This is a genomic window from Pseudomonas sp. 15C (genome assembly GCF_055484735.1).
This window is the reverse complement of the sequence record NZ_JBUDGD010000002.1, coordinates 148,218-167,618: the sequence shown is the minus strand read 5'-3', so window position 1 is coordinate 167,618 and position 19,401 is coordinate 148,218. Positions and strand designations below refer to the sequence as shown.

General features: G+C 61.0%; 13 protein-coding genes. 2 read left to right on the top strand and 11 right to left on the bottom strand.

The genetic code is table 11. The features are described from left to right. Positions 1-166 precede the first annotated feature (166 nt). From ACYYKW_RS02190 to betI, 8 genes are all read right to left on the bottom strand, one after another. On the bottom strand, positions 167-1,345 hold the full coding sequence (locus ACYYKW_RS02190; protein WP_093097554.1) for a BaiN/RdsA family NAD(P)/FAD-dependent oxidoreductase: 1,179 nt from the start codon (positions 1,343-1,345) through the stop codon (positions 167-169). A 158-nt stretch (positions 1,346-1,503) separates the two neighbouring features. After that, the gene (gene dbpA, locus ACYYKW_RS02185; protein ID WP_090287027.1) at positions 1,504-2,889 is read right to left on the bottom strand and encodes an ATP-dependent RNA helicase DbpA; all 1,386 of its coding nucleotides are present in this window, start codon (positions 2,887-2,889) and stop codon (positions 1,504-1,506) included. A gap of 80 nt (positions 2,890-2,969) precedes the next feature. Then, positions 2,970-4,397, bottom strand: a complete 1,428-nt coding sequence (gene mdtD, locus ACYYKW_RS02180; protein WP_090287025.1) for a multidrug transporter subunit MdtD — start codon at positions 4,395-4,397, stop codon at positions 2,970-2,972. A 160-nt stretch (positions 4,398-4,557) separates the two neighbouring features. Continuing rightward, entirely contained in the window at positions 4,558-5,895 is a 1,338-nt protein-coding gene (locus ACYYKW_RS02175; protein WP_464989304.1) for a TldD/PmbA family protein, read from the bottom strand. Continuing rightward, on the bottom strand, positions 5,895-7,337 hold the full coding sequence (locus tag ACYYKW_RS02170; RefSeq protein ID WP_336356678.1) for a TldD/PmbA family protein: 1,443 nt from the start codon (positions 7,335-7,337) through the stop codon (positions 5,895-5,897). Before ACYYKW_RS02170 ends, ACYYKW_RS02175 begins: the two co-directional genes overlap by 1 nt. A gap of 278 nt (positions 7,338-7,615) precedes the next feature. Further along, positions 7,616-9,319, bottom strand: a complete 1,704-nt coding sequence (gene betA / locus ACYYKW_RS02165) for a choline dehydrogenase (RefSeq protein WP_093097561.1) — start codon at positions 9,317-9,319, stop codon at positions 7,616-7,618. A gap of 136 nt (positions 9,320-9,455) precedes the next feature. After that, on the bottom strand, positions 9,456-10,928 hold the full coding sequence (betB, locus tag ACYYKW_RS02160; RefSeq protein WP_093097563.1) for a betaine-aldehyde dehydrogenase: 1,473 nt from the start codon (positions 10,926-10,928) through the stop codon (positions 9,456-9,458). A 61-nt stretch (positions 10,929-10,989) separates the two neighbouring features. Continuing rightward, positions 10,990-11,610, bottom strand: coding sequence for a transcriptional regulator BetI (gene betI / locus ACYYKW_RS02155; RefSeq protein WP_203419794.1), 621 nt, complete (start codon positions 11,608-11,610; stop codon positions 10,990-10,992). Between the two features lie 427 nt (positions 11,611-12,037). On the opposite strand from betI, the gene betT reads away from it, so the two are divergent. Then, positions 12,038-14,035 (top strand): choline BCCT transporter BetT, encoded by a 1,998-nt coding sequence (gene betT, locus ACYYKW_RS02150; protein WP_464989303.1) that lies wholly within the window; start codon positions 12,038-12,040, stop codon positions 14,033-14,035. 252 nt (positions 14,036-14,287) lie between these two features. Here betT and choV read toward each other — a convergent pair whose 3' ends face one another. The 3 genes from choV to ACYYKW_RS02135 form a co-directional block, all read right to left on the bottom strand. Beyond that, the gene (choV, locus tag ACYYKW_RS02145) at positions 14,288-15,466 is read right to left on the bottom strand and encodes a choline ABC transporter ATP-binding protein (RefSeq protein ID WP_090287012.1); all 1,179 of its coding nucleotides are present in this window, start codon (positions 15,464-15,466) and stop codon (positions 14,288-14,290) included. Next, positions 15,463-16,308, bottom strand: coding sequence for a choline ABC transporter permease subunit (gene choW, locus ACYYKW_RS02140; protein ID WP_016772805.1), 846 nt, complete (start codon positions 16,306-16,308; stop codon positions 15,463-15,465). Before choW ends, choV begins: the two co-directional genes overlap by 4 nt. A gap of 77 nt (positions 16,309-16,385) precedes the next feature. Continuing rightward, on the bottom strand, positions 16,386-17,333 hold the full coding sequence (locus ACYYKW_RS02135) for a choline ABC transporter substrate-binding protein (RefSeq protein ID WP_464989302.1): 948 nt from the start codon (positions 17,331-17,333) through the stop codon (positions 16,386-16,388). A 436-nt stretch (positions 17,334-17,769) separates the two neighbouring features. Here ACYYKW_RS02135 and ACYYKW_RS02130 point away from each other — a divergent pair, with 436 nt between their 5' ends. After that, complete coding sequence (locus ACYYKW_RS02130; protein ID WP_464989301.1) at positions 17,770-19,146, top strand: L-serine ammonia-lyase; 1,377 nt, start codon at positions 17,770-17,772, stop codon at positions 19,144-19,146. The last annotated feature ends 255 nt before the right edge of the window (positions 19,147-19,401 follow it).

Below are 19,401 nucleotides of genomic sequence, written 5' to 3'. Positions count from 1 at the left end.
TTTGAGATCTTGTGCGAACTAAATCTTGAATGAGGCACATGTTCCTGTGGGAGCTGGCTTGCCAGCGATGAGGCCGGTACATCCAACATCAATGTTGAATATCAGACCGCCATCGCTGGCAAGCCAGCTCCCACAGGGATTGCATTTCACATTCGAGAGAATGGGGTCAGGCGTACTGCGCAGCCGCGTATCCGGACGCCCACGCCCACTGAAAGTTGAAGCCGCCCAGATGCCCGGTGACGTCGAGCACTTCGCCGATGAAATACAGGCCGGGACTTTTCAGCGATTCCATGGTTTTCGACGAGACTTCGCGGGTATCCACGCCACCGAGCGTCACCTCGGCCGTGCGATAGCCTTCGGTGCCCGCCGGCACGACTTTCCAGCTGCCCAGCTTGTCGGCGATCTCGGCCAGTTCGGCGTGGGTGTACTGCTTCATCGGTTTGGAGACGAACCAGTTGTCTGCGAGCAGGTTGGCCATTTTCTTGGTGAAGATCTCGCCGAGTAGCGTCTTCAGCTCGCTGTTCGGCCGTTCGGCCACTTGCTGCTGCAGCCAGCTCGCGGCGTCGTGATCCGGCAGCAGGTTGATCTCCACCGTATCGCCGGATTCCCAGAACGAGGAAATCTGCAGAATCGCCGGGCCGCTGAGGCCACGGTGGGTGAACAGGATGTTTTCGCGAAAGCTCTGCTCGTTGCAGCTGACCAGACAATCCACCGAAGTGCCGGACAGCTCGGTGCACAGTTCCTTGAGCTGGTCGGTGATGGTGAACGGCACCAGCCCGGCGCGGGTCGGCAGCAGTTCATGGCCGAACTGTTTCGCCACCTGATAGCCGAAACCGGTGGCGCCCAGCGTCGGGATCGACAGGCCGCCCGTGGCAATCACCAGCGACTGGCACTGCACCTGGCCGAGCGTGGTGTCGAGCAGGTAACCGCTGTCGACTTTCTCGATAGTCTGGATCGAAGTGTCGAGGTGCAACTCGACGCCGGCCTGATCACATTCATCAAGGAGCATTTCGAGGATGTCGCTGGATTTGTTATCGCAGAACAGCTGGCCGAGTTTTTTCTCGTGGTACGGCACGCCGTGCTTGCCGACCATGCCGATGAAATCCCACTGGGTGTAACGCGCCAGTGCGGATTTGCAGAAATGCGGATTCTGCGAAAGGAAATTGCCCGGCTCGGTGTACATGTTGGTGAAGTTGCAGCGGCCACCGCCCGACATGAGGATTTTCTTGCCGGCCTTGTTCGCGTGATCGAGCAGCAACACCTGACGCCCGCGCCCGGCGGCGGTCAGTGCACACATCAACCCAGCGGCGCCAGCGCCAATGATCACGACTTCGGTAGAGCGCAAAACGGTGTCCTCACACAAAATTCAAAATCACCTGCGACCCATGTGGGAGCGGGCTTGCCCGCGATGAGGCCTGCACATCCAACATAGATGTTGTCTGTCAGTCCGTCATCGCGGGCAAGCCCGCTCCCACAGGGGATCTTCTTTGGATGGAAGATCGATTACAAAATGCGTACGCGCAGCGAGCGGCCCTTGATCTTGCCATCGTTCAAACGCTGCAGGGCCTGCATGGCCACGGTGCGTTCCACGGCGACGTAGGCCTGGAAATCGAAGATCGCAATCTTGCCCACTTGCGCACCGGGAATGCCGGCTTCGCCCGTCAACGCACCGAGAATGTCGCCCGGACGCACTTTGTCTTTGCGCCCGGCGCCGATGCACAGGGTAGTCATCGGCGGCTGCAGTGGTGCCAAGCCCTGGGACTTGAGGTTGTCGATCTGATCCCAGTTCAGCGGCGATTTCTGCAGTTGTTCGATGGCTTGCGCACGGTGCGCTTCGCCCGGGGCGACCAGGCTGATGGCAATGCCTTTCTCGCCGGCGCGACCGGTGCGGCCAACCCGGTGAATATGGATTTCCGAATCGCGGGCCAGCTCGACGTTGATCACCATGTCCAGCGCATCGATGTCCAGACCACGGGCGGCAACGTCGGTGGCGACCAGCACCGAGGTGCTGCGGTTGGCGAACATCGCCAGCACCTGATCGCGATCACGCTGTTCCAGATCGCCATGCAGGCCGACTGCGGAAATGCCTTTGGCGGTCAGGTGATCGACGGTTTCCTGCACCTGCTGCTTGGTGAAGCAGAACGCCACGCACGAGGCCGGACGGAAGTGGTGGAGGACTTTGGTCACCGCGCTCATGCGATCTTCCGGGGAAATCTCATAGAAGCGCTGCTCGATCTGGGTGTCATCGTGGAACGCTTCGGCTTTCACCGTTTGCGGGTCACGCATGAACTTCGAGGCCAGTTGCTTGATGCCCACCGGGTACGTGGCCGAGAACAGCAGGGTCTGACGGCGCTCCGGGGTTTTGACGATGATGTCTTCGATGGCGTCGTAGAAACCCATGTCGAGCATGCGGTCGGCTTCGTCGAGGATCAGCGTGTTCAGGCCATCGAGCACCAGCGAACCCTTGCGCAGGTGCTGCTGAATGCGCCCCGGCGTGCCGACGATGATGTGCGCGCCGTGCTCCAGCGAAGCGATCTGCGGGCCGAACGACACGCCGCCGCACAGGGTCAGGACTTTGATGTTGTCCTCGGCGCGAGCCAGACGACGGACTTCCTTGGCGACCTGGTCGGCCAGCTCACGGGTCGGGCAGATCACCAGTGCCTGGCAGCCGAAGTAGCGCGGGTTGATCGGGTTGAGCAAGCCGATACCGAACGCGGCGGTCTTGCCGCTGCCGGTCTTGGCCTGGGCGATCAGGTCCATCCCCTTGAGGATCACCGGCAAGCTCTGCGCCTGGATCGGCGTCATCTGGGCATAACCGAGTGATTCGAGGTTAGCCAGCATGGCGGCGGACAGGGGCAGAGTATTAAAAGCGGTGGCGATGGTGGTCACGGGACGGGCCTGCAAAACAAAATGTCGCGCAGTGTAGCAGCCCCGTGCCACTTTCTTCGAAAGTTCTGGACGAACAGCGATCAATGTTCGATGTGTTGTTCCGGGCGTTTGGGCCGGCGCCCGTCTTCCTTGGACAGCTGCGAGAAGATCGTCGCCGCCAGCATCGCCATCACCCCAACCGTGACAAAGGTCAGCTGGAACGCACCGAGCACGGTGTCCACGCCGTCGTTGCCGATCTGCGCGGTAAACCCGCCGAGCAGCGCACCGGCGCAGGCCACGCCCAGGCTCAACGACAGTTGCGCGACCACCGACAACAGGCTGTTGCCGCTGCTGGCGCTGGCGTCGTCGAGGTCGATCAGCGTCACCGTGTTCATCGCCGTGAACTGCAACGAGTTGATCGCGCCGAGCACCGCCAGCAGGCACAGCAGCAGCCAGTACGGCGTCTGCTCACTGACCAGCGCCATGCTCGCCAGCATGATCCCCAGCGCCAGCGTGTTGCCGGTCAGGACGATGCGATAACCGAGGCGTTCGATCAACGGCCGCGCCACCCACTTGGCGACCATCGCCGCTGCGGCCAGTGGCAGCATGCTCATCCCCGCTTGCGACGGTGAATACCCCAGCGCCACTTGCAGCAGCAACGGCACCAGAAACGGCAGGGCGCCGCTGCCCAGACGGGCGAACAGATTGCCGAGAATGCCGACGGCAAAGGTGCGGGTCTTGAACAGCGACGGTGCGAACAAGGGATTGTCGATGTGCCCGGCGCGCAACCAGTACGCCGCCAGACAGGCCATCCCAGCGAACAGCAGCAACATCACCCGCAGGTGCGGCAGGTGCAATTCACCGAGGCCTTCCATGGCAATGGTGATGAGGATCATCGCCGCACCGAACAGCAAAAAACCCAGGCTATCGAAGCGCGTGCGTTCGCTGCCACGCAGGTCGGGGATGAACTTCCATACCGCGTAGCAACCGATCAAACCGACCGGCAGATTGATCAGGAAGATCCAGTGCCATGTCAGGTACTCGACCATCCAGCCGCCCATGGTCGGGCCGATCAAGGGGCCGAGCAATCCTGGAATGGTGATGAAACCCATGATCCGCACCAGCTCCGAGCGGGGGTAGGCGCGAAGCACCACCAGCCGCCCGACCGGGAGCATCAGCGCACCGCCGAGGCCTTGAATCACCCGTGCGCCGATCAGCATGCTCAGGCTGCTGGACAAGGCGCAGAGCAGCGAGCCGAAGCTGAACAGCAGAATTGCCCCGAAGAAGATTTTCTTGGTGCCGAAACGGTCGGCGATCCACCCCGAGGCCGGGATCAGCAAGGCCACGGTGAGCATGTAGGCAATGATCACGCCCTGCATGCGCAACGGGTCTTCGGCCAGATCGCGGGCCATCGCCGGCAGAGCGGTATTGAGGATGGTCCCGTCGAGGGACTGCATGAAAAATGCAATGGCGACGACCCACGGCAACCAGCGGGCGGTGATGGCGTCGAGAGGCGGGCGGTTGGGCATGGAACCTCGTGTGGTCAGCATATTCAAGGTCGAGCGCGGTCAGTGTGGGAGCTGGCTTGCCAGCGATGGCGGATTTCCAGACAAACAGATGTTGAATCTGATGTCCTCATCGCTGGCAAGCCAGCTCCCACAGGTGTTGCGGTGTTGCGGTGTTGCGGTGTCAGAGGGTCAGGGTCAGTCGGCTGACCAATGCCCCCGGCAGCAACGATGACGAGGTATTGCGCTGGCTATAAGTACTGGCCGACAGCAGCAACTCCCGCTCGGCGGTCAACGCTTCCAGCTGCGAACCGAGCAGGTTGTAGGCGCTGTCGTCGAAACGCATGGTGCTGACCGGCGCCTGGATCTCGCCATTCTCGACCCAGAAGGTTGCGAAACGGGTCATGCCGGTCATGCGTGCGGCCGGTTGATCCGAGTAGTTCAGGTACCACAGGTTGCTGATGTACAGCCCGGTGCCCAACTGCTGGAGGATCTGTTCCTGCGACAAGTCACCGGCGGCCATGTTCAACGCACTGGGCATTTCACCGCCGCCCGCGCCGTTCGCCGCCAGGCCATATTCGGCGGCACTGCGCGAGCCGACCAGTTGATCGCCGGCCTTGCCCTCGACAATCAGGCGCAAGTCGCTACGCGGATAACCCTCACCGGAAAACGCCGGACTCAGCGAAGTGCTGACTTTCTCGTCCAGCGACACCAGCGGGCTGAATGCCTGATCGCCGACGTAGAGCTTTTGCAGCGGGCTGCTTTTGCTGGCAATCGACTGTGCCGAAAACCCGCCCCAACTGAGCATGCCCATGATTTCTTCCAGCGCCGCCGGCGCCAGGTAGGCGCGGTATTGCCCCGGTGCCAGAGTGCGTAACGGTCGTCCCAGGTATTCAAGTTGTTCGCGCGCCTGAGCGAAGCGTTTGGCGAAGCCTGCGCTGCTCCAGTCATGCCCGGCGTAGCTGGCCTTGACCGCCTCGCCGTTGTCGTGGAACAGGCTGAAATCGAAGTTGAAGCTGTTGGCCTGATGCCAGCCGAACGCCCCCGACGAACTGGCGAAACCCCGGCTGATCGGCCCGGCGGCGTAGAACCCGACGAGGTCCAGACCTTCAGCAGCAGCGCAGATTTCATCCACCACCTGCTCGGTGTCCGGCAGCGGATGCTCCTGCACTTTCTCGCTCTGCCAGCCGTTGTGGTTGAGCAGCAGGTACGGGTCCTGCGGCAGCAGCGGCAGGGTTTCGCGCAGTTGTTGCAGGCCTTCGCTGAGCCTGCGCAGGTCGCCTTCCTGATCGCCGGACAGGGTTACCTGCAAGTCGGCGTGGCGACCGTCATTGATCAGCTTCAGGACGATGTTGGCCTGTTGCACTTGCCCGGCCTGACGCACCTTGGCGTGATTGAAGCGCACGAACGCCGAGGCTTCGGCGGCGTAGCTGAGGGTGAACTGTTCCGGCTCGCGGACGCTGTCGCGCAGCCAATCGACCATGACCTTGAAGGCGTCGCACGGATTCTTCGAAATGCTCATCAGGCGTCTCCCCCAAACACATCAATATTGCTGAACACGCAAGCCGGCGAAGCGTGGCCGACGCGGATCACCTGGTTCGGTTCGCCCTTGCCGCAGTTCGGCGTACCAAGCACCTTGACGGTGTCGGCGTTGCCCACGGCGCGCAGGCTTTTCCAGAAGTGCGCGGAAATTGCCCGGTAGTTGGGATTTTTCACCACGCCTTTAAGTTCACCGTTCTCGATCAACTGGCCCCATTCGCAGCCGAACTGGAATTTGTTGCGAGCATCGTCGATCGACCACGAACGGTTGGTGCTCATCAGAATGCCGTGCTCGATGCCTTCAATGAGCAGGCTCAGCGGCTGGTCGCCCGGTTCGATATTGAGGTTGGCCATGCGGTCGATCGGCGCGCGGTTCCAGCTGCAGGCGCGGCTGTTGGCGACGCCGTCGAGACCGGCGCGGTATTGCGACAGCGCCCCGCCCAAGGGGCGCAGCAACAAGCCGTCGCGGATCAGAAATTGTTTGCTCGCCCGACTGCCATCGTCGTCATGCCCGTAACTGGCGAGTTCTTCGGGAATGCCCGGATCGAAGGTCACGTTGAGCAGTTCGGAGCCGTATTGCAGGCTGCCGAAATCGCTGGTCTTGACGAAACTGGTGCCGGCGTAATTGCGCTCGTCGCCAAGGATCCGGTCGAGTTCCAGCGGGTGGCCGATCGATTCGTGGATTTGCAGCATCATCTGATCGGGCATCAACAGCAGATCGCGCGGGCCTTGCGGGGTGTTCGGCGCGAGCAGCAATTGCAGCGCCTGATCGGCGACTTGCGGGCCGGCGCCGACCAGGCCGCAGCGACTGATCACATCGGCGCCGCCCTGCTGGCCGAAATTCTCACGGCCGAGGCTGCGGGTCTGGCTGTCATTGCCGTCGTAGGCGGTGACGTCGAGGCTCGGGTACACGAAGCGCTGAGCCTGGCGCAATTCGGCGCCGGCGCTGCTCAGGTAGATCTGCTCGACGTGGGTAATGCCGATGCTCACTTGCCAGTTCACCAGGCGCTCATCCTTGGGCACCGAGGCGGATTCCGCGCCGAGCAACTCATAACATTCGCTCAGCGACGGAAAGGGTTGTTCGAGGTTGGGCGAAAAATAATCAGCCCGATCGCTGCTCAGCGGCTGATCGCGCAGGTCGAGCAAGGCGTGCGGCTTGAGCTGGCGGGCTTGCTGCTCGGCACGCTCGAGCGCGGTTTGCAGGCCTTGCTGCGAGAGGTCGTTGGTCGCGGCATAAGCTTCGACGCCGTTGACGCGCACGGTGAGCATCGCCCCCTCATCGCGGCTCAGGCTCGGCGGTTCGGCGACGTTCTTGCGCACCGACAGGTACTGCCCGGACTCGCGGACATAGCGCAGGGAAAAAAACTCGGCGCCCGTGCGCAAGGCAGCGAAGCGCTGCTTGAGCTGGGGGTGGAAATCGAACATTCGGAAACCTCCTTGTAGGGGCAAGCGGCACAGCGACGGCGGGGAGGGATGAAACGGTTGCGCGAGGTCTAGAGTAGGCCTGCGTGGGGGTAGGATCAAGTGAAGAGGGGGTGTAGGAGGTTTTACTGTGCAGCGGGGAATTGTGTGCTGGCTGTGAGGGCCTCATCGCTGGCAAGCCAGGCTCCCACAGGTTTTTTGCTGAACACAATATGTGTGAACGACGCAAAACCCTGTGGGAGCTGGCTTGCCAGCGATTAGCCGTGACGCGGTGTTATGTCTTATTGAGTAACCGGGGTGATATCACGCATCGGCTTGCCTTTGACCGGCGCGCCGTTCGCTACGTAATACGCAGCATTGCTGCGCGGCAGCGGCTTGCGGCCACGGATCCTGTCGGCGATTTTCTCGGCCATCATGATCGTCGGTGCGTTGAGGTTGCCGGTGGTGATGATCGGCATGATCGAGGCATCGACCACGCGCAGGCTCTGCATGCCGTGCACGCGGCCTTCGCCATCGACCACAGCCATCTCGTCGGTGCCCATCTTGCACGAGCACGACGGGTGGAACGCGGTTTCGGCGTGCTCGCGGATGAACTTGTCCAGTTGCTCATCGGTTTGCACGTCAATGCCCGGGCTGATCTCCCGACCACGGAAGGCGTCCAGTGCCGGCTGCTGCATGATTTCCCGGGTCAGGCGGATGCCGTCGCGGAATTCCTGCCAGTCCTGCTCGGTGGCCATGTAGTTGAACAGGATGCTCGGGTGCTGGCGCGGATCCTTGGATTTCACCTGGATGCGGCCACGGCTCGGCGAACGCATGGAACCCATGTGCGCCTGGAAACCGTGTTCTTTGACACCGTTGCTGCCGTTGTAGTTAATCGCCACCGGCAGGAAGTGGTACTGGATATTCGGCCATTCGAATTCCGGACGCGAACGGATGAAACCGCCGGCCTCGAACTGGTTGCTGGCGCCGATGCCGGTGCCGTTGAACAGCCACTCGGCACCGATGGCTGGCTGGTTGTACCAGAGCAGCGACGGGTACAGCGAGACTGGCTGAGTGCAGGCGTATTGCAGGTACAGCTCGAGGTGATCCTGGAGGTTTTCACCGACGCCCGGCAGGTCGTGAACCACCGGGATATCGAGGCTTTCCAGCAGTTTCGCCGGGCCGACGCCGGAGCGCTGCAGAATCTGCGGCGACGCGATGGCGCCGGAGCACAGCAGGACTTCCTTGCGCGCCTTGGCTTCGACGCGCTCTTCAGCATCGCCGATCAGGTAACGCACGCCGACCGCACGCTTGCCTTCAAACAGAATCTTGTCGGTCAGTGCGTGGGTGACGATGGTCAGGGTCGAGCGCTTTTTGGCAACGTCGAGATAACCACGGGCGGTGGAAGCACGGCGGCCGTTCGGCGTCACGGTGCGGTCCATCGGGCCGAAGCCTTCCTGCTGGTAACCGTTGAGGTCTTCGGTGCGCGGATAACCGGCCTGCACGCCCGCTTCAACCATGGCGTGGAACAGCGGGTTGTTGCCGGCTTTCGGTGTGGTCACGCTGACCGGCCCGTCGCCACCGTGGTAATCGTTCGGGCCGATGTCACGGGTTTCGGCTTTGCGGAAATACGGCAGGCAATCGAGGTACGACCAGTTTTCCAGGCCCGGCAGTTTCGCCCAGCCGTCATAGTCCATGGCGTTGCCGCGGATGTAGCACATGCCGTTGATCAGCGATGAGCCACCGAGGCCCTTGCCGCGACCGCATTCCATGCGGCGACCGTCCATGTGTGGCTCTGGATCGGTTTCGTAGGCCCAGTTGTAGCGGCGGCCCTGCAGCGGGAACGCCAGCGCGGCCGGCATTTGCGTGCGGAAGTCGTAACGGTAATCCGGACCGCCGGCTTCGAGCAGCAGAACGGTGACGCCTTCGTCTTCAGTCAGACGGGTGGCAAGTGTGTTACCGGCCGAGCCGGCGCCTATGATGATGTAGTCGTATTCTTTAGTCATAAATTCTCCTGCGGGAGCTACAAGCCACTAGCTTCTAGCTGCAAGGAAAAGCAGCGAGCGGTGGCTTCGAAATCGGGGAGGGCGGCAAGCCCAAACTGCTTTTACTTGCAGCTTGAAACTTGCCGCTTGTGGCTCCTCAGAACACCGAGACGTAATCGCCCAGCTCGACCTGTACCGATTTGATGCGGGTGAAGTTGTTCAGCGAGCTGATCCCGTTCTCACGGCCCACACCCGACTGCTTGTAGCCACCGACCGGCATTTTTGCGTCGGACTCGCCCCAGGCGTTGATCCAGCAGATACCGGCTTCGAGTTGATGAATCACGCGGTGCGCGCGGTTCAGATCGCGGGTGACGATACCGGCGGCGAGGCCGAAGTCGGTGTCGTTGGCGCGGCGGATCACTTCTTCTTCGGTTTCGTAGGAGAGGATCGCCATGACCGGACCGAAGATTTCTTCGCGAACGATGGTCATGTCGTCGGTGCAATCGGTGAACACGGTCGGTGCCACGAACGCGCCTTTGGCGAACTCGCCGTCAGTCAGACGACCGCCGCCGCACAGTACACGTGCGCCTTGTTCCTTACCTTTCTCGATGTAAGCCAGCACGCTTTCCATGTGGGCGAAGCTGACCAGCGGACCGAAGTTGGTATTTTCGTCTTCCGGGTTGCCGACGCGAATGCGCGCAACGCGTTCGACGATCTTGGCTTCGAACGCGGCTTTCAGGTGCGCCGGTACGAACACGCGGGTGCCGTTGGTGCAAACCTGACCGGAGCTGTAGAAGTTGGCCATCATCGCGGTGTCGGCGGCGCGATCCAGATCAGCGTCGTCGCAGATGATCAGCGGCGACTTGCCGCCCAGTTCCATGGTCACGTCTTTGAGCGACGAAGCCGAAGCGCTGGCCATGACTTTCTTGCCAGTGTCGGTGCCGCCGGTGAAGGAGATTTTCTCGATGCGCGGGTGCTCGGTCAGCCAGGTGCCGACTTCACGGCCGCTGCCGGTCAGGACGTTGAACACGCCGTTTGGCACGCCGGCTTCGGTGTAGATCTCGGCCAGTTTCAGGGTAGTCAGCGAGGTGACTTCGCTTGGCTTGAAGATCATCGCGTTACCCGCCGCCAGGGCTGGAGCGGATTTCCACAAAGCGATCTGGATCGGGTAGTTCCACGCGCCGATACCGGCGACCACGCCCAGCGGCTCGCGACGGGTGTAGACGAAAGAGGTGTCACGCAGCGGGATCTGCTCTCCCTCGATGGCCGGCACCAGGCCTGCGTAGTACTCCAGCACGTCGGCACCGGTGACGATGTCGACGTACTTGGTTTCGGAGAAGGATTTACCGGTGTCCAGGGTTTCCAGCGCGGCCAGCTCATCGTTGCGCTCGCGCAGAATGTCGACGGCGCGACGCAGGATGCGCGAACGCTCCATGGCGGTCATCGCGGCCCAGATCTTCTGGCCCTTTTCAGCGCTGACCACAGCGCGCTCGACGTCTTCCTTGGTCGCGCGTTGCACTTGGGCGAGGACTTCACCGTTCGCCGGGTTGATGGCTTCGAAGGTGGCATCGCTGCCAGCGTCGGTGTACGCGCCATCGATGTAGAGTTTTTGCAGTTCGAAACGGGCCATAGTGTCCTCGCAAGTGCATTGGTTGTTGGCCTTGGCCACCGCGATGACGCTACGGTGGGGGTCAGGCGTCGAGCGGTTTCTGTGTGCTCTGACCTGCCTGCTTGGCCAATTGGAAATCCATGTATTCGTAAGCGATCCGTTGCGCCTGCGCCGTGTCGAAAGCGTCTCCCGACAGCGCGCCGCGCAACCACAAACCGTCAATCAACGCTGCCAGGCCTCGCGCGGCATTGCGCGCTTCTTCGAGCGGCAACACCCGGCGGAACTCGCAGCACAGGTTGGAATACAGGCGGTGATCGTTGATCCGCTGCAACCTGTGCAAAGACGGCTGGTGCATGCTGGTGGCCCAGAAGGCCAGCCAGGTTTTCATTGCCGGGCCATTGACCTGGCTGGCGTCGAAGTTGCCTTCGATGATCACCTGCAGATGCGCCCGTGGGCTGTCATCTGTCAGCGCCTGACGGCGCGCGGTGACGTTCTCGCTGAGGACGCTCATCAGGTACCGCATCGTGGCGGCGATCAGGCCGTTCTTGTCCTGAAAGTAATGACTGATGATGCCATTCGAGACACCGGCCAAACGGGCGATCAGCGCAATGCTGGCGTCCCCCATTCCGACCTGATCGACCGCTTGCAACGTGGCTTCGATCAGTTGTTGACGGCGGATGGGTTGCATACCGACCTTGGGCATCTTGCACATCTCCTTAGGCCTTCCGAGGGGCGAATGACGCCGATCGGATTGAGGGCCAGTCTATTTTGTTTTGATTGAACGTTCAATCAACAAAGAATAAGATCTGCGACAATTCGTCGCTGCCTACAGCTTTTTCCTACGTGTAATGACGATAAAAACCGACACTTGAAACGGCTCGAAACCTGCGTGGGGCATGGCGCGGTTCGCGATTCGATGGACGTGTTGAAAGGGCAAGACGCTCGAGGCCAGGTTTCGGATGAACGTCCGCACACTTGGGCCACGAAAGCGATCAGCGCGCCATTTCGGCAGGTTCGGGCTTTTTTCGGAGTGTCTTTATATCACCCGCCGGTCGGCTGCCAACTAACCGATTGGTCGGGTTCCGTGATGCCTTGTGTTCTTCTCTCGCACTGCCTGGAGCATTTGTGCCATGAGTTCTGCCTCGCTAATAAAGACCCCGCCCGAGAAGGTGACGGTCAACGGTTGGGTGTTCTACACCTCGACCGCGTTGATTCTGTTGTTGACCGCCATTCTGATCATCGCCCCGCAAGAGGCCGGCAGAGTGTTGGGGATGGCTCAGGCCTGGTTGTCGCGCAGCTTCGGCTGGTACTACATGGTGGTGATCGCCGCGTATCTGGTGTTCGTGGTCGGTCTGGCGTTTTCCTCGTACGGCAAACTCAAACTGGGCAGCAAGGACGACACCCCGGATTTCAGTTACGGCGCCTGGGCGGGGATGCTGTTCTCGTCGGGTATCGGCATTTCGCTGTTGTACTTCGGCGCGTCCGAGCCACTGGATCACTACTTCAATCCGCCGGAAGGCACGTCGGCCAGCAACCTCGCGGCGCGGCAGGCGGTGCAGTTGACGTTCCTGCACTGGGGCCTGCATGGCTGGGCGATCTACGCACTGGTCGGCCTGGCGGTTGCTTACTTTGCTTATCGGCATAACCAGCCGTTGGCCTTGCGTTCGGCGCTGTATCCGCTGGTCGGCGAGCGGTGGGTCAAAGGCGCGGCCGGTCATGCGGTGGACGGCTTCGGCATGTTCGTGACCCTGCTGGGTCTGGTGACCAATCTGGGTATCGGTTCGCTGCAAGTGTCGTCAGGGCTGGAAAACCTGTTCGGCATGGAGCACAGCAACACCAACCTGTTGATCGTGATCATTGTCATGAGCACCGTGGCGACCATCGCTGCCGTGTCCGGCGTGGAAAACGGCATCCGGCGTCTGTCCAACCTGAATATTGTTTTGTTCAGCGGCTTGCTGATCTTCGTGCTGCTGTTCGGCCCGACTCTGCACTTGCTCAATGGCTTCGTGCAGAACATCGGTGATTACCTGAACGGCGTGGTGCTGAAGACGTTCGACCTGTATGTCTATGAAGGCGACAACGCCAAGTCCGATCGCTGGCTGGGCCTGTGGACGCTGTTCTACTGGGCGTGGTGGATTTCCTGGGCGCCATTCGTGGGCATGTTCATCGCGCGGATTTCCCGTGGTCGCACCGTGCGTGAACTGGTTGCCGGCGTGCTGCTGATTCCGCTGGGCTTCACGTTGGCGTGGCTGTCGATCTTCGGTAATTCGGCACTGGATCTGGTGATGAACCACGGCGCGGTGGAGCTGGGCAAGACGGCGCTGGAACAGCCGTCGATGGCGATCTATCAATTGCTTGAGCATTACCCGGCGTCGAAGGTCGTGATCGGTGTGTCGATCTTCGTCGGCTTCGTGCTGTTCCTGACCCCGGCCGACTCCGGCGCGGTGATGATGGCGAATCTGTCTTGCAAGGGCGGCAACGTCGACGAAGATGCGCCGCACTGGCTGCGGATCTTCTGGTCGGTGGTGATCACCCTGGTGACCATCGGCCTGCTGTTCGCCGGTAACTTCGAGGCCATGCAGACCATGGTGGTGCTGGCTGGTTTGCCGTTCTCGGTTGTGCTGGTGTGCTTCATGTTCGGCCTGCACAAGGCGATGCGTCAGGACGTGCAGATCGAACAGGAGCAGGCGCAACTGGCCGAGCGTGGGCGCCGCGGTTTCAGCGAGCGGCTGACCCAGCTGGACCTGCAACCGAGCCAATCGGTGGTGCAGCGTTTCATGGACAAGCATGTGACACCGGCGCTGGAAGACGCAGCGGCGCAGTTACGCAATCAGGGTATTGAAGTGCAGACGCTACTGGGTAAAGCCAAGCGTTGCATGGGCGTGCGCGTCGAGATGGAAGAGGGCAACCCTTTCGTTTACGAGGTGAGCCTGGAAGGTTATCTGGCGACTCCGACTGAGTCAGCGCAATCGGATGAGGCGCGTCAGCGTTATTACCGGGCTGAGGTGTATCTGCACAACGGTAGCCAGGATTACGACTTGATGGGCTTTACGCCGGAGCAGATTACCCGGGATGTGCTGGATCAGTTTGAGAGTCATCGGCAGCTCCTTGGCCGGGTGTACAGCTAAAGTCAAAAGCTGACCCTCACCCCAGCCCTCTCCCGGAGGGAGAGGGAGCCGACTGAGGTGTCTGGCGTTGTACATTGACCTGAAAGATCGAGTCGATTATGGATTCGGTAAAGCAAGATCAGGTCGGTGCAGATCTGCAGCATCCCCCGATCGGTCCCCTCTCCCTCTGGGAGAGGGCTAGGGTGAGGGGCTATTCCTGACCCAACAAAAAGGGATCGCTCACCGCGATCCCTTTTTTTATGCCACCTGCGGCTAACCCAGATTCTTGCCCAACAACGCGTGATACAACTCGCTGTCGCCCAGAATCCCCACCACATGATTGTCATCGTGCAGCACCAGCTTGTTGCCGGTCTGATAACGAATCTGCAGCGCGTCGCGCATGCCGATGTTGGAGTCCACCAGCGTTGGCTTGCGCTCGAGGCCTTCCACCGCTTGCCCAGGGGCCCAGTTCTGCAGGTTCAGCACCGAGCCGTTCTGCCGTGCACCCTTGATGGTGTTGCCTTCGGCCAGGTCCAGCCACGAATCGCCGCCCGGATCGAGGCACACCGAGCCGTTGATGCGTTTGCACTTGTCCAGCGTGCGCATCAGGCTGCGGCCGCAAAGCACGTTGAGCGGGTTGGTATGGGCGACGAAGGTGCGCACATAGTCATCCGCCGGGTTAAGGACGATTTCTTCCGGCACGCTGTACTGAATGATCCGCCCGTCCTTCATGATCGCGATGCGGCTACCCAGTTTCAGGGCTTCATCAAGGTCGTGGCTGACAAACACGATGGTCTTGCTCAGCTTGCGTTGCAGCTCCAGCAGTTCATCCTGCAGGCCCTGACGGATCAGCGGGTCGAGGGCCGAGAACGGTTCGTCCATCAGCAGAATGTCGGCGTCCATCGCCAGCGCACGGGCAAGGCCAACGCGCTGCTGCATGCCGCCGGAGAGCTCATCAGGCTTCTTGTTGCGCCACTGCGTCAGGCCAACCAGTTCGAGTTTCTCATCGACCAGTTTCTTGCGTTCCTTCTCCGGTCGGCCCTGCATTTCCAGACCGAAACTGATGTTCTCGCGCACCGTCAGCCACGGCATCAGGGCGAACTTCTGAAACACCATGGCGATACGTTTGGTGCGCATCATTTTCAGCTCGGCCGGGGTGCACGAGGCGATGTCGATCTGGCGGTTTTCATGCTCGACGAACAGCTTGCCGCGGCTCACCGTGTTGAGGCCGTTGATGCAGCGCAGCAGGCTCGACTTGCCCGAGCCCGACAGGCCCATCAGCACGCAGATTTCGCCTTTATTGATGTCCAGCGTGGCTTTTTCCACGCCGACGATCTGCCCGGTCTTCTTCAGGATCTCGTTGCGGGTCATGCCCTGGTCGAGCAGCTTGAGTGCCTCGCGCGGGTCCTTGGCGAAGATTACATCGACGTCTTCGAAGCGAATAATGCTCATGCGTCACCCCCTACTTTGGCGTCGGGTTGTTTGCAGATACGGTCGAGCATGATCGCCAGCAGTACGATCGCCAGGCCCGCTTCGAAGCCCAGCGCAATATCAGCAGTGTTCAGTGCGTTGACCACCGGTTTGCCGAGTCCGTCGGCGCCGACCAGTGCCGCAATCACCACCATCGACAGCGACAGCATGATGCACTGGGTGATGCCGGCGGCGATGCTCGGCATGGCGTGGGGCAGTTCGATCCGTGAGAGTAGCTGGCGACGCGAGCAGCCGAAGGCCTTGCCGGCGTCCATCAGTTCTTGCGGGACATCGCGGATGCCCAGGTAGGTCAGGCGGATCGGCGCAGCGATGGCGAAGACCACCGTCGAGATCAGGCCCGGTACCACACCCAGCCCGAAGAGGGTCAGGGTAGGAATGAGGTAAACGAAGGTCGGTACGGTCTGCATCAGATCGAGCACCGGCCGCATCATGGTGTAGAACATCGGTTTGTGCGCAGCGACGATGCCCAGCGGCACGCCGATCAATACGCAGACGAGGGTGGCGAACAGCACCTGGGCGAGGGTTTCCATGGTTTCCTGCCAGTACCCCAGGTTAAGGATCAGCAGGAACGAGGCGACCACGAACGCGGTCAGGCCCCACTTGCGTTGAATCAGATGGGCGATGATTGCAATCAGGCCAATCAAGACCAGTGGGTTGAACCAGGTCAGCGCAAACGTCACGCCGTGGATCATCGTTTCCAGGGTCACGGCGATTGCGTCGAAGGTGTTGGCGCCGTGTTGCGTCAACCATTCGACGAAGCCCGCGATGTACTGGCCTAAAGGTATTTTCTGATCAATCAGCATGGTAGTGAACGTCCGCATGCAAGGAAATTAACAGCCCGGGCAAGCATGCCTGCCCGGCATAAGCGATGCCCCTCGGATCAAGGCGCGAGCTTGGCTTTCACGGCCTCCAGGCCTGGTTTTCCGTCAATGGTGGTCACGCCAGCGAGCCAGGTATCGAGCACCTGTGGATTCTTTTTCAGCCAGGCCTTGGCGGCCGCGTCAGGCTTCATCTTGTCGTCGAGGATGTTGCCCATCAGTTCACTTTCCATGTCGACGGTGAACTCCAGGTTCTTCAGCAACTGACCGACGTTGCTGCATTCTTCGGCGTAACCCTTGCGGGTGTTGGTGGCCACGGTGGCGGCACCAAAGTCGGGGCCGAAGAAGTCGTCGCCGCCGGTCAGGTATTGAATCTTGAAACGCTTGTTCATCGGGTGCGGCGCCCAGCCGAGGAAGACCACGGCGGTGTCGCGCTTCTGCGCACGGTCGACCTGCGAGAGCATGCCGGCTTCCGATGATTCGACCATTTTGAAACCGGCGGTCTTCAAACCGAAGGCGTCCTTGTCGATCATGCTCTGGATCAGCCGGTTGCCGTCGTTGCCCGGCTCGATGCCATAAATCTTGCTGTCGAGTTCTTTCTTGAACTTGGCGATGTCGGCGAAATCGTGCAGGCCTTTGTCATACAGGGCTTGCGGTACGGCGAGGGTGTACTTGGCGCCCTTGAGGTTGGTGCGCACGGTGTCCACGGTGCCGGCATCGCGATACGGCTTGATGTCGTTTTCCATGGTCGGCATCCAGTTACCGAGGAACACGTCCATGTTCTTGCCGTCGGCCAGCGACTTGTAGGTCACGGGTACGGAGATCATGGTGGTCTTGGTCTTGTAGCCGAGGGCGTTGAGGACAACGGAGGTGGTGGCGGTGGTCGCGGTGATGTCGGTCCAGCCGACATCGGAGAAGTTAACGAGGCTGCACTGTGCCGGTTCTGCGGCTTGCGCCAGTAGCGGCAGACTCAGCAGGGCGGCCAACAACAACGACGGGGAACCTTTCATGGATGGACTCCTTGGTGTTTTTTTTGGCAGTGTTCCGACTGTGGACCACCGCACTTATGGGTTGCGGTTGGGTGGCGTTCTGAAGACAGCTCTACCGCAGCGCCTGGCAATCGAGTCATCCCGATCATGTACCAGTGAAAATCTGACGCCTACAGGGAGGGTCGTATCCAGTACAGGGATGGTCGCTTCCAGTGTCGGTGACGTCGCTTACAGCTTTTTTCCGCCCTCGATGGCCTTCTGATCTGCATAAAAACGGCGCATTTGCGGGGCGAAAACGTAACGGCGCTGCTGGACATGAGTGCGTCGGTGTCAGACGCCGTGCGCGCCGACAAAAGCCCGATGATGCCGGCATTCGGCGGATCGCAGCTTGAGCGTAGCAGCTCCGCCAGCGGGCGCTTTTGCCGCCCGGACCGGTATTCTCAGGAGCTCTGCAGCAATGGCTATCAGCGTTTTCGACCTGTTCAAAATCGGCATCGGCCCTTCCAGTTCCCATACCGTGGGGCCGATGCGCGCCGCGGCATTGTTCGTCGAGGCGTTGCGCGACAAGCATCAGCTGGAGCAGGTGCGGCGCATCGAGGTGCAACTGTTCGGTTCGCTGTCGGCCACCGGCGTCGGCCACGGCAGCGATAACGCAGTGATCATGGGCCTGATGGGCGAATGGCCGGACGCCATTGACCCGGCGCAGATCGGCCCGCGTATTCAGGCGCTGCGTGAAACCGACACGCTTCTATTGGCTGGTCGCCTGCCGGTGCCGTTTGTCTGGGCGCGCGACATGCGCCTGATCGATGAAAACCTGCCGTTCCATCCCAATGCCATGACCATCGTTGCCGAGGGCGATCACGGTGAATTGCATCGCGACACCTACTATTCGGTGGGTGGCGGTTTTGTCGTTGATGAGGCACAGGCCAGCAGCGGTGTGGTCGATCTCGACCGCACTGAATTGCCCTACGACTTCTCCAGCGCGGTCGAGCTGCTGGAACTGTGCAAGAAGCACAACCTGCGGGTTGCCGAACTGATGATGGCCAACGAAAAAGTCTGGCGCAGTGAAGAAGAAATCCGCGCCGGGCTGATGAAGCTGTGGCGGGCGATGCAGGATTGCGTCGAGCAAGGCCTCAAGCACGAAGGTATCTTGCCCGGCGGCTTGAATGTGCGGCGGCGCGCGGCGAAGTTGCACCGCAGTCTGCAGGAGCTGAACAAACCCAATGTCATCGGCTCGACGCTGAGCGCGATGGAATGGGTCAACCTGTTCGCGTTGGCGGTCAACGAAGAGAATGCCGCCGGTGGGCGCATGGTCACGGCGCCGACCAACGGCGCGGCGGGAATCATCCCGGCGGTGTTGCACTACTTTATGAAGTTCAGCGAGGCGGTCACCGACGCCAATGTTGTCGACTACTTCCTCGGCGCGGCGGCAGTGGGGATCCTGTGCAAAAAGAACGCTTCGATCTCCGGCGCCGAAGTTGGCTGTCAGGGCGAGGTCGGTTCGGCTTGCGCGATGGCGGCGGCGGGGCTGGCGGAGATTCTCGGGGCGACGCCTGAGCAGCTATGCAATGCGGCGGAGATTGGTCTGGAACATAACCTAGGCCTGACCTGCGATCCGGTCGGTGGTCTGGTTCAGGTGCCGTGCATCGAGCGCAATGCGATTGCCGCGGTGAAAGCGATCAACGCGGCGCAGATGGCGCTGCGTGGTGATGGTCAGCACTTTATTTCCCTGGACCGGGTGATCCGCACCATGCGTGATACCGGTGCGGATATGCATGACAAATATAAAGAAACTTCGCGCGGTGGGTTGGCGGTCAGTGCGGTTGAGTGCTGAAACCGAGTTGGCCCCGATCGCGAGCAGGCTCACTCCTACAGTTTGAAATGCGTTCTCCTGTAGGAGTGAGCCTGCTCGCGATGGGGGCCAGACCAGTCAAAACTGCTCAGCAAACGAACACCATAATTCAACCGCGCCACCTTTTGGCGCGTCGCAATCAGATAAGAGCGGTTGTCAGTCGTGACCGCTGAGTCTCTAATCGACCGTCCATCGCCTGTGCTTGCGGTGACACTCCGTGCAAATCCCCCGCAGGCC

Coding starts and splice junctions, on each gene's coding strand:
- ACYYKW_RS02170 (WP_336356678.1), bottom strand. CDS start 7,337: ATGTTCGATTTCCACCCCCAGCTCAAGCAGCGCTTCGCTGCCTTGCGC.
- ACYYKW_RS02130 (WP_464989301.1), top strand. CDS start 17,770: ATGGCTATCAGCGTTTTCGACCTGTTCAAAATCGGCATCGGCCCTTCC.
- choW (WP_016772805.1), bottom strand. CDS start 16,308: ATGCTGATTGATCAGAAAATACCTTTAGGCCAGTACATCGCGGGCTTC.
- mdtD (WP_090287025.1), bottom strand. CDS start 4,397: ATGCCCAACCGCCCGCCTCTCGACGCCATCACCGCCCGCTGGTTGCCG.
- betI (WP_203419794.1), bottom strand. CDS start 11,610: ATGCCCAAGGTCGGTATGCAACCCATCCGCCGTCAACAACTGATCGAA.
- betT (WP_464989303.1), top strand. CDS start 12,038: ATGAGTTCTGCCTCGCTAATAAAGACCCCGCCCGAGAAGGTGACGGTC.
- betB (WP_093097563.1), bottom strand. CDS start 10,928: ATGGCCCGTTTCGAACTGCAAAAACTCTACATCGATGGCGCGTACACC.
- choV (WP_090287012.1), bottom strand. CDS start 15,466: ATGAGCATTATTCGCTTCGAAGACGTCGATGTAATCTTCGCCAAGGAC.
- ACYYKW_RS02175 (WP_464989304.1), bottom strand. CDS start 5,895: ATGAGCATTTCGAAGAATCCGTGCGACGCCTTCAAGGTCATGGTCGAT.
- betA (WP_093097561.1), bottom strand. CDS start 9,319: ATGACTAAAGAATACGACTACATCATCATAGGCGCCGGCTCGGCCGGT.
- ACYYKW_RS02135 (WP_464989302.1), bottom strand. CDS start 17,333: ATGAAAGGTTCCCCGTCGTTGTTGTTGGCCGCCCTGCTGAGTCTGCCG.